17 protein-coding genes are annotated in these 15,391 nt (G+C 32.6%); all 17 read right to left on the minus strand.

The annotated features are described in order from the left end of the window. Positions 1 to 202 precede the first annotated feature (202 nt). The 17 genes from ACTCDL_RS00895 to ACTCDL_RS00975 all read right to left on the minus strand — a co-directional run bounded on the left by ACTCDL_RS00895 (position 203) and on the right by ACTCDL_RS00975 (position 15,207). Positions 203 to 2,062 (minus strand): DEAD/DEAH box helicase, encoded by a 1,860-nt coding sequence (locus tag ACTCDL_RS00895; RefSeq protein WP_463173335.1) that lies wholly within the window; start codon positions 2,060 to 2,062, stop codon positions 203 to 205. Between the two features lie 549 nt (positions 2,063 to 2,611). Continuing rightward, the gene (sigH, locus tag ACTCDL_RS00900) at positions 2,612 to 3,268 is read right to left on the minus strand and encodes an RNA polymerase sporulation sigma factor SigH (RefSeq protein ID WP_463173336.1); all 657 of its coding nucleotides are present in this window, start codon (positions 3,266 to 3,268) and stop codon (positions 2,612 to 2,614) included. 370 nt (positions 3,269 to 3,638) lie between these two features. Continuing rightward, entirely contained in the window at positions 3,639 to 3,767 is a 129-nt protein-coding gene (locus ACTCDL_RS00905) for a hypothetical protein (protein WP_301178924.1), read from the minus strand. 189 nt (positions 3,768 to 3,956) lie between these two features. Further along, the gene (locus tag ACTCDL_RS00910) at positions 3,957 to 5,657 is read right to left on the minus strand and encodes an NADH-dependent [FeFe] hydrogenase, group A6 (RefSeq protein WP_097017065.1); all 1,701 of its coding nucleotides are present in this window, start codon (positions 5,655 to 5,657) and stop codon (positions 3,957 to 3,959) included. 41 nt (positions 5,658 to 5,698) lie between these two features. After that, the gene (nuoF, locus tag ACTCDL_RS00915; RefSeq protein ID WP_463173337.1) at positions 5,699 to 7,501 is read right to left on the minus strand and encodes an NADH-quinone oxidoreductase subunit NuoF; all 1,803 of its coding nucleotides are present in this window, start codon (positions 7,499 to 7,501) and stop codon (positions 5,699 to 5,701) included. 33 nt (positions 7,502 to 7,534) lie between these two features. Further along, positions 7,535 to 7,900, minus strand: a complete 366-nt coding sequence (locus ACTCDL_RS00920) for a (2Fe-2S) ferredoxin domain-containing protein (RefSeq protein WP_106231632.1) — start codon at positions 7,898 to 7,900, stop codon at positions 7,535 to 7,537. 7 nt (positions 7,901 to 7,907) lie between these two features. After that, positions 7,908 to 8,450, minus strand: coding sequence for an ATP-binding protein (locus tag ACTCDL_RS00925; protein ID WP_463173338.1), 543 nt, complete (start codon positions 8,448 to 8,450; stop codon positions 7,908 to 7,910). Between the two features lie 4 nt (positions 8,451 to 8,454). Next, positions 8,455 to 8,952: an NADH-quinone oxidoreductase subunit NuoE gene (gene nuoE / locus ACTCDL_RS00930; protein WP_463173339.1), complete on the minus strand. Its 498-nt coding sequence runs from the start codon at positions 8,950 to 8,952 to the stop codon at positions 8,455 to 8,457. A 393-nt stretch (positions 8,953 to 9,345) separates the two neighbouring features. Then, positions 9,346 to 9,828: a D-glycero-beta-D-manno-heptose 1-phosphate adenylyltransferase gene (gene rfaE2 / locus ACTCDL_RS00935; protein ID WP_463173340.1), complete on the minus strand. Its 483-nt coding sequence runs from the start codon at positions 9,826 to 9,828 to the stop codon at positions 9,346 to 9,348. Continuing rightward, positions 9,825 to 10,814, minus strand: coding sequence for a bifunctional heptose 7-phosphate kinase/heptose 1-phosphate adenyltransferase (locus tag ACTCDL_RS00940; protein ID WP_463173341.1), 990 nt, complete (start codon positions 10,812 to 10,814; stop codon positions 9,825 to 9,827). Before ACTCDL_RS00940 ends, rfaE2 begins: the two co-directional genes overlap by 4 nt. Further along, positions 10,814 to 11,407, minus strand: coding sequence for a D-glycero-alpha-D-manno-heptose-1,7-bisphosphate 7-phosphatase (locus tag ACTCDL_RS00945; protein WP_463173342.1), 594 nt, complete (start codon positions 11,405 to 11,407; stop codon positions 10,814 to 10,816). The genes ACTCDL_RS00940 and ACTCDL_RS00945 overlap by 1 nt, the downstream gene beginning before the upstream one ends. A gap of 19 nt (positions 11,408 to 11,426) precedes the next feature. Continuing rightward, complete coding sequence (locus ACTCDL_RS00950) at positions 11,427 to 11,999, minus strand: outer membrane beta-barrel protein (RefSeq protein WP_463173343.1); 573 nt, start codon at positions 11,997 to 11,999, stop codon at positions 11,427 to 11,429. 12 nt (positions 12,000 to 12,011) lie between these two features. Then, positions 12,012 to 13,076: an HD-GYP domain-containing protein gene (locus ACTCDL_RS00955; protein WP_463173344.1), complete on the minus strand. Its 1,065-nt coding sequence runs from the start codon at positions 13,074 to 13,076 to the stop codon at positions 12,012 to 12,014. A gap of 284 nt (positions 13,077 to 13,360) precedes the next feature. Further along, positions 13,361 to 13,627, minus strand: coding sequence for an HPr family phosphocarrier protein (locus ACTCDL_RS00960; RefSeq protein WP_463173345.1), 267 nt, complete (start codon positions 13,625 to 13,627; stop codon positions 13,361 to 13,363). A 240-nt stretch (positions 13,628 to 13,867) separates the two neighbouring features. Continuing rightward, positions 13,868 to 14,026: a hypothetical protein gene (locus ACTCDL_RS00965; RefSeq protein WP_463173346.1), complete on the minus strand. Its 159-nt coding sequence runs from the start codon at positions 14,024 to 14,026 to the stop codon at positions 13,868 to 13,870. A gap of 251 nt (positions 14,027 to 14,277) precedes the next feature. Continuing rightward, positions 14,278 to 14,478: a cold-shock protein gene (locus ACTCDL_RS00970; protein ID WP_463173347.1), complete on the minus strand. Its 201-nt coding sequence runs from the start codon at positions 14,476 to 14,478 to the stop codon at positions 14,278 to 14,280. Between the two features lie 255 nt (positions 14,479 to 14,733). Further along, a complete protein-coding gene (locus tag ACTCDL_RS00975; RefSeq protein ID WP_463173348.1) occupies positions 14,734 to 15,207 on the minus strand; it encodes a GAF domain-containing protein in 474 nt (157 codons plus the stop codon). Between the last annotated feature and the right edge of the window lie 184 nt (positions 15,208 to 15,391).

Genomic DNA, 15,391 nt, shown 5'->3' on the forward strand with positions numbered 1-15,391 from the left:
ATATATTGATTGATTTTTCAAGTGATGGTTTATGGGGGTATTGGGGTACTTTAGTAATATCCCCCACCTAACCTCCCCCTTAAAAGGGGAGGAATAAAAAGAAGTTAAAGTCCTCTCCTTATCAGGGAGAGAATTTAGGAGAGGGTGATTTACCCACACTCACACTCGACACAAAGCGTCGCACTACCTCTATATTACAACATTAAAATATCAACTGTTCACTGCTCTTAAGATATCCTTTCTCTGCTGACTCTTCATTTAATAGCTGTATCTTCTCTTTAGCTTTTTCCATCTCATTACTAATACTCTCTCCCACAAACCAGACTTTACCTTGGGGATACTTTAATGATCTCCCAGAACGACCAGACATCTGAATTAAGGTCTCTTCACTGAAGACATATTCCCAGTCAGCAAAAAGTACCATTACATTTGCCTTCTCAACTGTTACCCCTCTCTCCATAATAGTAGTTGAGACCAAAATTGGGTAATCCCCGGCTAGAAAGGCTTCTCTTTTTTCTTCTCGTTGTCTATCTTGAGAATGGCTTCCCTGCACCCAACTTTGACCATTAATATCAGGAAAATATTCTGATATCTGTTGAGTAACTATCTCTACCAATTCCCTACTAGGAAGAAAAATAAAAACCTGATATAATTCTTGCTCTACCGATATTTTGAGTTTATCAATCACTACCCCAGGTAAAGTTAGCTCCTTTGATTCCTGATTATATTTTATTTCAGATTGAATAAACTCTGGTTCTGGAAGTGGATAACCATGGTATCTAGCGGATAGTTTAATCAACTTACTGTTGCTATCTTCTAAATTTACTAATTCTTCTTCACTAGGAGTCGCTGTCATATAAATCAGCTTCCCCCTTGGCTTTTTAGCTTTATGTAAGGAGCTTTTAAGTGTGTTACTACCTTTATAAGGGAAAGCATCCATCTCATCTAAGATGATCAAATCAAAGGCCTGATAATATCTCAACACCTGATGAGTCGTAGCTATTACCAAGCTAGCAGTTTGATATTTCATCTCACTACCACCATAGATGGCTTTTACTTCAACCTTAGGAAAAGCTTCTCTTAAACGTTCAGCTAACTCTATCACAACATCCTTTCTAGGAATAGCAAAGAGGACCTTCCCACCTCGACTAAGGATATCAGCGATAACCTCAAAGCTAACCTCAGTCTTTCCTGCTCCACAGACTGCCCAAACCAGTGCTTGTTGACAATCCTCATATAAGAAATCTATCAATTGATTAGATACTTTTTGTTGTAACTTAGTTAAATTAAATCGATATTTAGGCTCAATTATATCAAAGGGTTGAAAAGAATTAGCTACAGGAATGAAATACAGCGCCCTACATAAACGGGATTCACCCATTAAGATACACTCTTGGCAATAATAATCTTTGCCTTGACAATAATTACAATCTATTTCTACTAAATCTTCCTGATTATCACAACGTTGACAAATTAACTTATCATCAATATACCTAAGTGACGGTATCACTTCTAATTTACCTAATAACCTCAAATAAACTAATATTTTATCTAATTCCTTAATAGTTACCCTATTTTCACGTAATAACTGTCTAATCTCACTATAATAGATTTTTCTTCCTTGAATCAATTGATATACTTGCTTCCATTCTGATTCTTTAGGAAGGGATATTTTCTGAATTTGACTGATTGCAATCTCCTTTCCATCTAATTTATTCTTCATATCAAAGTTATTTAATATTTTTTTTAATTTAAATAATTTCTCTTCAATAATCTTTCCTAAAGTATCAAATTCCCAAAAAAATGATAAAAATTTTGTTATAATAAAGTCATTATCTAGAGGTTCTCCCTTCCGTTCATTAGGATTACTAATCTCGCCAAAGATATAATCTGCTAATCCTAAATTTAAAGACTTATTTAGATAAAAGGCTCTACTATTATCTGTAGATATAACACCTCTATCTAAATAGAAGTTAATATCTACTTCTGGATATTGAGAGAGACCTATTATATACTTTCTATTATCAGTCAATAAATAAATTATCGCTCCTTTATCAGCCATACCCCACCTCTTTTCCACATATTTACATATAGATCATTATATCTTCACTTTTGATTTGTGTCAAATTATGGTTATATGCTAATTTATTATGATATCCTAATATTCATTTTATATACTATTAATTTCAATCTAATGAATACAGGATTTAATAATTTCAGGCTATGAGGTAACTAAAGTTTGAGAGGTATGACTTTGAAATGAGGTTTAATGGGGATATCGCGACACTTTGTTTCAATTGACAATTGACAATTGGCAATTTACAATGCACAATTAAAAGATTAAGTTCTTAAAAACAATTAATCCAATAATGAATTATCTCAAATTTTATAAAATTTCTACTATAAATTTATGTGTTAATGGTCTTAATTTTAAATTGTACACTGTACATTGTAAATTAATTAGTGTCGCATTATCTCTCTATAGCATCATCTTTAAATCTCATTCTGGAGTCAAATAAATCTAAAAATACGGATAAATACAACAATTATATATTTATATATGTAAAAAAAAAATAAAAGCTACCTATTAGGTAACTTTTATCAGTTAGAATTAGTACGTATCATATAGCTCGCTCTTCAATTTTTCTTTTAATTCATCAATCTTACGCCGGGCACGTTGTAAGGCATTATCTACAGTCTTGACACTACCATCAATCTCATCAGATATCTCCTTATAGGATTTACCTTCTATGTATTTATTAAATACATCCCATTCTAATTGAGTCAACATCTGTCTTAATTGATAACTTACCTCTTTGACTAATTCCCGATTGACATAATTCTTCTCTGGATCATTGTGATGGTCTGGTAAGATATCCAATAGCGTACGTCCTCTTCCTCCATCATCCTTAGAATAACTTATTTTCTTATCAATAGAGGTGGAATTATTAAGCGGCATATGCTTTTGACGATTAGCTGTTTTAATCGCTGAAATAAGCTGTCGATTAACACATAAGTGAGCAAAACCACGAAAAGATGCTTCTCTTTTTACCTTATAATCTCTGATTGCTTTATATAATCCTACCAATCCTTCTTGAATAACATCATCATTATCTAGCCCTTTAATATAAAATAATTTTGACTTAGCATAAACAATATCAATATTATTGTTAATTAAATACTTTTCAGCCAGCTTGTCCCCATTCTGTGCTAACATAATTAGTTCATGCTCAGACATCTTATTATATTTATTACAGGCTTTACTCATCCTATCCCCACCTTATTTGGATGTTTTAACGTTGGTCCATAATAAACACAAATAATTATACCATATTATAGTTAGCTAGTCAAAGTGTAGTTAACTATTAGGTTCATTATTGATATGAGACTATATAGAGATAGTGCGACACTTTCATATCAATTTAGAATTGATAATGTACAATGTATAATTAAAAGATTAAAACCTTAAGTTATTCAATTAATTAAAAAATTGATACAATATTCATAAATTATTATCTAATATTTTGGATTTAAATGCTCTTAATTATAAATTATCAATTATACATTGTAAATTATTAAAGTGTCACAATACACCCATTAAGTCCCATTCTAAAATTGAATATCTATAATAATCAAGATTATCTCACTAATTTTGATAATAAGATATCTAATTTACCACCACTAGCAAGGTAAATAACAAAGACCAAAATTACCACCATAAGTACAAGTATCCCATACTCCATTAAATTGAAATTATTATTTTCCATAATTATCTTCCTCCGTAAATAGTGTGAGTGTCAGTGTAAGTAGAACCACAATACTAAAGAACTCTCATTAATACTAAAAAAAGGCAGATAGATAAATCCATCTGCCTAAAACACTGACTACATTAGTACTATCAAATATTTAAAATATTCTTGAACTTGCTCACACTAATCACTCACACTGCCACTAAATTAGTTTTTATCTCTCTTCTGATATTTTGTATGAAGTAGATGATGTGAGTGTCCACCTAAAGGTTCACCTAAATAATCATCATATAATTTTTTAATCATTGGATTTTCATGAGATTTTCTAATACTATCAGATTCATCAATGCTTCTTAATCCTAAAGCACGCTTTTGCTTAATCTCTTTACTTGTTGGAAGAGGTTGACCTCCACCTCCAACACATCCATTAGGACAAGCCATAACTTCAATAAAGTGATATTTACTATTTCCTGCACGTACTTCATCTAATAATTTAGAGGCATTAGCTAAACCATTAGCGATAGCTACATTAACTGTTTGACCAGCAACCTCTAAAGAAGCTTCTTGAATTCCTTCAAATCCTAAACCAAGTCTTCCTAAAGGCTCTCCATCTAACTCTTCTTTAACAGTTCTTAATGCTGCTTCAGTTACTCCACCAGTAGTTCCAAAGATAGTACCTGCACCAGTATGAGCACCTAGCATCTCATCATATTGTTCATCTGCTAAAGTAGTAAAGTTAATACCAACCTCTTTAATCATACGAGCCAATTCACGAGTAGTCAATACAGCATCTGTATCTCCAGCTAACTCCTCACGCTCTTTTTCAAACTTCTTAGCTGTACAAGGCATGATTGCAACAGTATAGATCTCTTTAGCATCAATATCAGATTCTTCTGCATAATAACTTTTAGAGATAGCAGAGAACATAGACATTGGAGACTTAGCACTTGATAAATGACTGATTAAATCTGGGTAGTTATGCTCACAGAACTTAACCCAACCAGGACAACAAGAAGTGATATGAGGTAAATTCTTCTCTCCTTTAAACCTCTTAATAAACTCATTTCCTTCTTCCATAATTGTTAAATCAGCTGCAAAATCTGTAGTAAATATTCTATCAAAACCTAATCTTCTCAAAGCAGCAGCCATCTTACCAGTTACTACTGTACCAGCTTCCATTCCAAATTCTTCACCAAGACTAGATTGGATAGATGGAGCAGTTTGTACTACAACATGCTTAGTGTCATCTTCTAAAGCAGCCCATACCTTATCAACTTCACTGATTTCAGTAAGTGCAGCAGTAGGACAAACAGTAGCACATTGTCCACAGTTAGCACAGTTAACTTCACTTTGTGGTAAATCAAATCCTGTACTTACAATAGAATTAAAGCCACGCTCTGTAAATTCTAAAGCAGATACTCCTTGCACCTCTTCACAAACTCTTACACAACGTCCACAAAGAATACATTTATTTGGTTCACGCTTTAAAGATGGTCCAGTAGCATCTACTGGTAGATTTCTCTTCTCACCTTCAAAGTCAACTCTAGTAATCCCTAAATCATGAGTAATATCTTGTAATTCACAGCTTCCGTTTCTGTCACAGCCTAAACAGTCATTAGGGTGATTAGCCAACAATAACTCTACATTTGTCTTTCTAGCAACTCTTGCTTTAGAACTATTAGTACTGATCTCCATTCCGTCATTAACTGGAGATACACAAGATGCTAATAGTCTTCCACTCTTTACATCTTCTACAACACAAACTCTACAAGAACCATGTAAAGATAAATCAGGATGGTAACAAAGAGTTGGAATCTCGATTCCTAACTCACGAGCAGCTTCTAATAAAGTAGCTCCTTGTTGAACTTCGACTTGCTGACCATCTATTGTCAAAGTAATGGTATCCATTCTTTAGTCACTCCTTCTTAATTTCTTAATTTCTTATTCAATTATGCTTGAGAAATTGCATCAAACTTACACTTACTTACACAAGCTCCACAAGAGATACATTTATCTAAATCGATTGTATGTGGCTCTTTTACAGAACCTTCAATTGCATCAACTGGACAGACTCTAGCACAAGCTGTACACCCAATACACGCATCTTCATCTATTACATAGCCCTTTAACATATCTTCACAAGCTCCAGCTGGACATGTTTCATCATAAATATGAGCTTCATACTCATGACGGAAATACTTTAACGTACTTAATACTGGATTAGGAGCAGTTTGACCTAGTCCACATAAAGAAGTAGATTTGATATTCTCTGCTAATCTTTCTAACATCTCAATATCTCCATCTTTACCTTCACCAGAAGTAATTCTATTAAGAATTTCTAACATACGTTTTGTACCTTCACGACATGGAGTACATTTACCACAAGACTCACTTTGAGTAAAGTTTAGGAAGAATCTAGCCACATCAACCATACAAGTACTATCATCCATTACTACTAGTCCACCAGATCCCATCATTGCTCCAACTTCAATTAATGAGTCATAATCAACTGGTAAATCTAATAATTCCTCTGGTAAACATCCACCAGAAGGTCCACCGATTTGAACAGCCTTGAATTTGTTACCATCAGAGATTCCTCCACCAATATCATAGATAATCTCTTTCATAGTAATACCCATTGGTACTTCAGCAAGACCAGTGTTATTAATCTTACCAGTTAAGGCAAATACTTTAGTACCTTTACTTCCTTCAGTACCAATTGCTTTATAAGCCTCTGCACCATCTCTAATAATGTTTGGCACATTAGCATAACTCTCTACGTTATTGATATTAGATGGTTTACCCCATAAACCTTTTTCCGCTGGGAATGGTGGTCTTGGACGAGGCATACCACGCTTACCTTCAATTGAATTCATTAATGCAGTCTCTTCACCACATACGAAAGCTCCTGCACCTGCTTTAATGTGTAGATCAAAGTTAAAGTCTGTACCGAAGATATTTTCTCCTAATAATCCGTACTCTCTAGCATCATCAAGAGCTTTTTGTAAACGTTCAATAGCCAATGGATACTCTGCACGCACATAAACATATCCTTCGTCGGCACCAGTAGCATAAGCACCAATCATCATACCTTCGATAATTCTATGAGGATCTCCCTCTAATAAACTTCTATCCATAAATGCACCTGGGTCACCTTCATCAGCATTACAGATAACATATTTCTTATCACTTTTAGCTCCAGCAGCAAATTGCCATTTTAGTCCTGTTGGGAATCCTCCACCACCACGACCTCTTAATCCTGCTTCTTTTACTTCTTCGATAACCTCTTGAGGAGTCATTTCAGTTAAAGCTTTACCGATAGCTTCATATCCACCAGTAGCAATATATTCTTCGATACTTTCTGGATCCATATGACCACAATTTCCTAAAACTAATCTCTGTTGTTTTTTATAGAAATCAATTTCCTCATAAGAAGGAATACTCTTTTTACTATTTGGTTCAGTATATAATAATCGCTCTACAGTTCTTCCCTTTAAGATATGCTCCTCTACCAATTCAGGCATATCCTCTGGAGTCAGTTCACAATAGAATACTCCTTCAGGATACATAATCATAATAGGTCCCTTTTCACAGAAACCATGACAACCAGTCTCTACTATTTTAATTTCACTAGTCAAATCATGTTTAGCTAACTCATCTTTTAAAGCATCTTGAGCCTGTTTACAACCAGAAGAAACACAACCTGTTCCTCCACAGACCAGAATATGCGATCTATAAATTGATTGTTCCATTATCCTTTTACCTCCTTGATAACTTGGAATTGATTAGTCTTCTAATTTAGCAACAGCTAAATCCTCTACAACCTTACCGTTAACTATATGCTCAACAACAATTTTACTTACATCATCTGTAGTTAAATTGCCATAAGTTATTCTATCTTTACCTGGCATTTGAACATCTAATAATGGTTCCTTTTCACACATTCCAATACAGCCAGTTTGTGTTACAATTACATCTAAATTACGCTTGTTTATCTCTGCCATAACAGCCTTTAAAATCTCTCTTGCACCTGCAGCAATTCCACAAGTACCCATACCTATAATTACTTTTGGCTTATTACTAGTCTTTCTAGCCTGTATATCTTTTTGAGCCTTCTCTCTTAACTTTCTTAATTCTTCTAATGATTTCATCAATTATTCACCTCCGCAAGTCTTCTAAACCTTCAGTTAGGTAACCTTCTAGCCAAGACAATATTTCAGGAAGATTAATCTGAACATCTTCAAGTTCATCTTTAATTATCCTTGTATCAAAAATAAACTCATTATCATTAATTAGATGCCTATACAGTAGATCAAGGTCTGGATTCACCGATAAAATAGTAATTATAGTACCTACGATATCACCCAAAGGAGCTCTATCAATATGACTATATTTAAAATCAACAGTAATTACCGTCCCTTCTTTTAAGGTTGACTCAAGCTTCAAATCACCTTCACACTGCCTAGCAGCTTGTTGGAATAAGGATAAACCCAATCCAACCTTTCTTGTGGTCCGAGAAGTTACAAAGGGATTTAAGACTATCTTTTGTAACTCTTGACTCATCCCACAGCCATCATCAGTAATCTCAATTAATAATCTATCATTTTTGACATCTTCATTGATTAATAGCTGAACCAACTTTGCTTCTGCTCTAATAGAATTTTGGATGATATCCAAAATATGCAAAGACAACTCTCTCATAGTCTTAAGCTTTATATTTATCTAAAATAGCTGGAATTTTATCAGGTGTTAAACGACCATGAGTATCATCATTAATCATAATAACTGGAGCTAAACCACAAGCACCAATACAAGCTACTGATTCTAAAGTGAATTTAAGATCTTCAGTAGTCTCTCCATCATCTACACCCAATTCCTCTTTTATCTTGTTTAATACTTGACCACCACCACGTACATGGCAAGCAGTTCCCAGACATACACGGATAATATTCTCTCCGCGTGGCTCTAGATGGAATTGCGAATAGAAAGTTACTACACCATAAACTTGACTTAAGGAAAGATTTAATGCATTAGAAATCTCCTTAATAACCTCTTCTGGTAAGTAACCATACTCATCTTGAGCTTTTTGTAATACAGGAATTAAATCCTTTTGCTTTCCTTCATATCCTTCTAAGATAGTTTTTAATGGAGCTAAATACTTCTCTTTACTTTCTGCAGAATTTCCACATTGGCATTGACCCATTGTATTTCGCTACCTCCTTTAGTATAATTTACAACTTAATAATGTGATATATATTACAGTAATTATAACTCATATGAGTTATAATCATTTTAAAACTTAATGATAATAATAATCAAAACCAGAAATGTGAATTATATCACATTTCTAACTTACGAATTTAATTATACCGTGTCCCTCAATATAATGTCAAAATTGATATTGCTTTAACAAACTGAGCTAAGTTAAGTAATAGCTGGAGTTGACGGGGGTTATTATGTTGTAGTTGATAATGATTTTCATTATTTTTTGTAAATAAAGATGGGTGGTTGATATTTAATTAACAATTATATGATCTATAGTTCCATTATATGCTTAATTAATCCAAAAAAGAAAAAAAGAGAGACCAAATCCCTCTTAGTATCTTTTTGATATCTCTGTTATGATATTGGTTGTAGATGCACCTTCTATCTCTGATACCAATTCAATTTTACCTCCATAGCGTGCTACAACTTCTGCTTCTGGCAACTCCTCTATTTGATAATCGCCACCTTTAATATAGATATCAGGCTTTAAAATAGAAATAGTTTGATTGGCTGTTCTTTCAGAGAAGATAGTTATATAATCGACCACCTCAAGGTTTGCTAACATTTCTGCTCTCTCCATTTCAGGAATAATTGGTCTTTTCTCCCCCTTTAATAACCGAACCGATGAATCACTATTTAGAGCAACTACCAATAAATCTCCTCTGTTTTTAGCTTCTGCTAGATAGCGAGTGTGCCCTACATGGAGGATATCAAAACAACCATTTGTAAAGACAATATTCTTACCCTCTGCTTTTTGTTCTGCTAAGATATCCTTTAATTCTTCTCTTGAATAGATTTTCTCTGTAATCTTCATTGAGCATCACCAATAATTTCAGATAGTTCTTCTCGGCTAGTTGTAGCAACACCAGATTTTTTGACTACAATTCCAGCAGCATAATTAGATAATTTCATCGCTTCTACCATTCCTGCACCACTTGCTAAAGCTAAAGCCAATGTGGCTATTACTGTATCACCAGCACCTGTAACATCAAAAACTTCGGTATAATTTGAAGCTGGAATGTGGGTTGTTCCCTCATCAGTAAAGACTTGCATTCCTTCCCCGCCTAAGGTTACTAGCATTGCTTTAGACTCTAAACTTTCTTTTAACTTCCACCCAGCCCTTTCAACAGCATTGGCTGAAGTCAATTTAAATCCTACTGCTTTTTCTGTCTCTTCTTTATTTGGCGTAGCAATAGTAATCCCCTTAAAACTCATCAATTCATATCTAGAATCAACAGCTATAATCTTATTATGTTGATTAGCCATAGCAATTATCTCTGCTTTAACCCTATCAGTAAAGACACCATTACCATAATCTGATAAGATTAGAGCATCAATTTTAGAGATGATTTCTTCTACATAACTAATCAATTTCTCTTCAATCTCTTTAGAGATATCATGAGTCTCCAGCTTATCTACTCTTACCATCTGTTGCTTGACAGTCTGACCACCACCAGCTAGGATTCTGGTCTTAACTGAAGTTGGTCGGGAATTATCTATAATTAAACCATCAGTTATCATTCCATCTGCTTTTAGATGATTTACCAGTTTCTCTCCAACTATATCATCACCAATTACTCCTGCTAAATAGACTTGACCACCTAAAGCAGCCACATTATTAGCAGCATTGGTTCCTCCACCAGGTAATATTTTATGACCAGTGTGTCTTAATATTAAAACTGGAGCTTCACGAGATAAGCGTTCTGGTTGTCCAATAATAAATTCATCGGCAATCATATCTCCTAACACCAAAATCTTCTGTTCTTCAAAGAAAGTTAAATAATCAAGCAATTTAGCCATTAATCTTCCCTCACTTCAAGATCCATTAGTATCCATTCAACGGCATCAAATAAGTCTTCAGCTATATAATCAGGCTCTACCTTCCAATCATCTTGTGCATTTTGATAATCACCCATTCCATAGCCAGTCAACACTAAAATTCCTTTAGCGCCTACTCGATGAGCTACTTCAACATCACTGATCTTATCACCAATCATATAAGACTTCTCTAAATCAACACCAAACTCTTCTTTTCCCTGCAATAACATTCCAGGTTCTGGTTTGCGACAGTTACATTCTTTCTTAAACTTTCCTTCTCCTACCCGTGGATGATGATGGCAATAATAGATTGCATCTAAATAAGCATCTTCTGCTTCTAATAAATCTTCTAACTTATTATGAACTTGTCCAATCATCTCTTCTTTAAAATAACCTCTAGCAACACCTGCTTGATTAGTTGCTAAAATTGCTTTAATTCCAGATTGATTTAATTTCTTAATTGCTAATCCACTTCTGGGAAGTAATTCATATCTATGAGGATGATTTACATAACCAATCTCTTTACTTACTGTTCCATCTCTATCCATAAATACTGCTACATTACTTAAGTCCATCTAATATAAACCCCTTTTCTTAAAAATAATATCTAGTTCCAATATTTAAACCTTCAGTGTCCTCTTGTCCTGAAAACTTCCTATGTCCAACCTCTAAGTAAATATTCTCAGTTATTCTATAATCAAAGCCTAACATATAGCCCAAATAGTTCTTGTCTTTCTTTAATAAGACATCTATTCCTAAATTTAAGTCCAAGAGTTTATTCTCACTTTTAGAATATAAGATCCCAATTCTAGGATAACCATCTTCAAAATCAGTATGATAACCCAAAACAGCAGTTATATCATAATCTAATTTATCTACAAGATTAAATTTAGTATTAATATCTAATATATCATTTTCATTATCATTATCATCTTCATCACCAATATATGTGTATATTCCCTCAATTCCTAAGTTTGATGAAATTCCAAATTCTGTCTCTAAATTTAAAGCTCTAACCTCTCCATCTAAAACTTGAACTCCATAGGCTAAAGAAGAGTCACCTTTATCTACCTCAGCTTGTGACATAGCATTAACAATAGTACTATTAAAAGCAGATATAAAACAGAATACTAACAATGGTATAATTATTATAGTTTTTATTTTCACTATTAGTCCTCCTTAATTATAGATTACCCTATTTATCTTAAAGTTATCATTATGTATCAGATCAACCTCTTTAATATCTTCTATCTTATTACCATGCTCATCTTCAATAATCCTGACAATAGGTCGCCCTAAGTCTTCTTTATTGACATCTACTACTATGCCAACTTGCTTATTATTTAATTCTACCATTGCTCCTACTGGAAAAACAGCCACATGCTTAAGTAAAGCATCTACACATTCAGGGTTTAATTTAACTCCTTTTAATTCATTAATAATCTTTAAAGCCTCATGGGGCATCAATTTTCGCTTATAAACTCTATCACTAGTTAAAGCATCATAAATATCAGCTACTGTAACTATCTGAGCCCATTTGCTGATTTCTTCACCTTTAAGTCCTCTTGGATAACCAGAACCATCAACATATTCATGATGTTGATAAGCAATATGGGCAGATAAAATACTTATCCCTGCAACTTCTCTAATAATATGATAGCCATAGGTTGAATGTTGCTTAACCTCTTCATATTCTTCTTCTGTTAGTTTACCTGGTTTCATAATTATATCTTTATCTACTTTAGTTTTACCTACATCATGTAAAAAGGCTCCTATTGCTATCTTCTTAACCTCTTCTCTAGTATAGTTAAAGTGTAATGACATCAAAATTGATAAGATTGTTACACCTACAGAGTGTTGAAAAGTATAACTATCATAAGTTCTAATATCATTTAAGTGTATAACCACATGGTTTTGTAGAAGAATCTCATCTAAAATACTATCTACTGCTTGATTAACTTTAGCAAGATCAATTTCTGAGCCCGATTTAATAGACTCCATAGTATTTTTTACAACTTTAATTGCTTCTAATCTTGTTTTATCAGAGATAGGTTCTGGAGCCTTTATATCTGAAAAATTATCATCCATGATATAAATCTCAGGTATATTCATCTTTTTTAATCGTTCAATATAATTATCCTTTAAAGCCATACCTGCACCAAGTAATAATTGTCCTGATTCATTATAAATTGTCTTTGCTAGTTTCATTCCTTCTTCTAATTTATCAATTGGAATCGGCTTCATATTATCCCACCATTTCCTCAATTATTCTAGTTTTATAGTTAACACCTCTATACGTTGATGCTATCCATGTAATAACTAGTTAATAAGATATACCAACTACAACATTATAAAACACAATCTCAAAATACTGCCTCAAGAACTTCTATTTATTATAACATATTTAAATGAACAATTCATTTTCAACTTTAAATTTATTATAATTTTATTGTTATAAGCTAATATATCAAAATTAATATTAATAAAAAACAACTAAATTATCCATATTATCATTCACTTTAGTATACTTATTCTTCACCAAATTTATCATTAATAACTTCAAGAATTTTATCTAAAGCCACCTTCTCATCCTTGCCATCAGCTTTAATAATAATATCTTCCCCATAACCAACAGCCAAAGACATAACACTTATTATACTCTTTAGATTTGCTTCTCGATTTTCATGAATAATTTGAAGATCACAATTAAATTTATTAGCTGCATCTATTAATAATGAAGCAGGTCTTGCATGTAATCCAGTCTTATTTTGAATAGTAACTTTTTGAGTTAACATTCTATCACCTCTTAACTATAATTTTTTTATTACTTCTATATTCAACAAGTAAATTCCTTTTAAATTTTAATTTTCCACTGTAGTAACCGATTATCCTACTTAATAGATACTCTGCTTTTTTAGAATTTATCAACTATATAAACTTCAAAATTTGAAATAGAATTTATAACCTTTACTTCGACATTGTTATTTAACATAAAGATAGAAGGGGTGTTAAAACAACCCTTCTATCTTTGAACTTTATACCCATGGTAATAAGCTGATAATTTGTGAATATATAGGATTAAGTTCAATAATATCTCTATCTTTATAGCTTTCAAATAATTTTCCACTACACTTATGACAGTATTCTTGTGAAGAAATATTTACTTCTCCACAATACCTGCATTTCACCTTCATACTAATCCCCTCCTTGTATATAACTTATAAACTTATAAGGTTATATGACCTGTTATATTATATTCAAGAAATATTAAAATGTTAAAACCTTTTATTTCAATATAAGGAATATAATAAACAGTGATGGGGAATGAGTGAAAAACTAAGAAACTATTAATCATTATTTTTAATTTTATTAATTAAAAAGCACCTCTGCTCAAAATTGAGCAGAGGTGCTTTTTAGGCAAAAGTCTAGATGCCATTATATCCAATTATAATTTAACTACATTAGCAGCTTGAGGCCCTCTATCTCCCTCAGTAATTTCAAACTCTACTTCTTGTCCTTCTTCTAAAGTCTTAAATCCTTCATCTTGGATAGATGAAAAATGTACAAATACATCATCTCCATCTTCTCTTTCGATAAATCCATAACCTTTTGCTCCATCAAACCACTTAACTGTTCCTCTTTCCATAAAACTTAATTCCTCCTATTTCTTAACTATTAGTTAACTTCATTATAACATAGTAGTAAAATTTTATCAAAAAACTTTTGGATATTATTACCTGTCAGCTTCATATGTTCTAATTTTACTAAGTAATTTAACTAATTTTGTATAATACGCGTATTATGATGTTGATTGTGAAGCTAACCGTATTCCCAGTTATAGTATATCAAATTATAAAGATTTAATTCCAAAATAAAAATTTTTTCTAATTATTTTATTGAATTAAATTTTATAATTCCACTCAGTTTCTCTGATTAAGATATCAACCACTTCTTCTAAATAACCCTGATCTACTTCATCAAAGCGTTCTGTAATTGGACTATCTATATCTAATACACCTTTGATCTGATTATCAATAATAATTGGCACTACAATCTCCGAACGAGAAGCTGCATCACAGGCAATATGTCCAGGAAAATCATGAACATCTTTGACTACTAAAGTTTCCTTTTTTTCAACAGCACTACCACATACCCCTTTACCTTTAGCTATTCTAACACAAGCTGATTTTCCCTGAAAGGGTCCTAATACTAATTGATCTTCTTGCCATAAATAAAACCCTGCCCAATTAACTTCTTCCAAATTATTATATAACACTGCTGATATATTAGCTAAATTAGCAATTAAATCCTTTTCAGCTGAAGTCAAACCTCTTACTTGTAAGATTATATTTTTATAAATTTCTTCTTTATTCATATTTATTGCTCCTTTTGCTTATAATTATTCATTCTTTATAATAATGGGGTTTTTATCTAGTTAGTGATGATTAATGAATAGATTGCGACACTTTTTACTTCAGTGTATAGTTGATAATTGATAGTTGACAGTTAAGTTCAAAATCATTTAAACATAGGTTTTTAGTCTTTTAACTATCCACTAC

This window comes from Orenia sp. (assembly GCF_055140805.1).

Bases quoted from the DNA above. Each gene is read 5' to 3' on its own strand.
- ACTCDL_RS00895 (WP_463173335.1), bottom strand. From the start codon at position 2,062: ATGGCTGATAAAGGAGCGATAATTTATTTATTGACTGATAATAGAAAG.
- sigH (WP_463173336.1), bottom strand. From the start codon at position 3,268: ATGAGTAAAGCCTGTAATAAATATAATAAGATGTCTGAGCATGAACTA.
- ACTCDL_RS00905 (WP_301178924.1), bottom strand. From the start codon at position 3,767: ATGGAAAATAATAATTTCAATTTAATGGAGTATGGGATACTTGTACTT.
- ACTCDL_RS00910 (WP_097017065.1), bottom strand. From the start codon at position 5,657: ATGGATACCATTACTTTGACAATAGATGGTCAGCAAGTCGAAGTTCAA.
- nuoF (WP_463173337.1), bottom strand. From the start codon at position 7,501: ATGGAACAATCAATTTATAGATCGCATATTCTGGTCTGTGGAGGAACA.
- ACTCDL_RS00920 (WP_106231632.1), bottom strand. From the start codon at position 7,900: ATGAAATCATTAGAAGAATTAAGAAAGTTAAGAGAGAAGGCTCAAAAA.
- ACTCDL_RS00925 (WP_463173338.1), bottom strand. From the start codon at position 8,450: ATGAGAGAGTTGTCTTTGCATATTTTGGATATCATCCAAAATTCTATT.
- nuoE (WP_463173339.1), bottom strand. From the start codon at position 8,952: ATGGGTCAATGCCAATGTGGAAATTCTGCAGAAAGTAAAGAGAAGTAT.
- rfaE2 (WP_463173340.1), bottom strand. From the start codon at position 9,828: ATGAAGATTACAGAGAAAATCTATTCAAGAGAAGAATTAAAGGATATC.
- ACTCDL_RS00940 (WP_463173341.1), bottom strand. From the start codon at position 10,814: ATGGCTAAATTGCTTGATTATTTAACTTTCTTTGAAGAACAGAAGATT.
- ACTCDL_RS00945 (WP_463173342.1), bottom strand. From the start codon at position 11,407: ATGGACTTAAGTAATGTAGCAGTATTTATGGATAGAGATGGAACAGTA.
- ACTCDL_RS00955 (WP_463173344.1), bottom strand. From the start codon at position 13,076: ATGAAGCCGATTCCAATTGATAAATTAGAAGAAGGAATGAAACTAGCA.
- ACTCDL_RS00960 (WP_463173345.1), bottom strand. From the start codon at position 13,627: ATGTTAACTCAAAAAGTTACTATTCAAAATAAGACTGGATTACATGCA.
- ACTCDL_RS00965 (WP_463173346.1), bottom strand. From the start codon at position 14,026: ATGAAGGTGAAATGCAGGTATTGTGGAGAAGTAAATATTTCTTCACAA.
- ACTCDL_RS00970 (WP_463173347.1), bottom strand. From the start codon at position 14,478: ATGGAAAGAGGAACAGTTAAGTGGTTTGATGGAGCAAAAGGTTATGGA.
- ACTCDL_RS00975 (WP_463173348.1), bottom strand. From the start codon at position 15,207: ATGAATAAAGAAGAAATTTATAAAAATATAATCTTACAAGTAAGAGGT.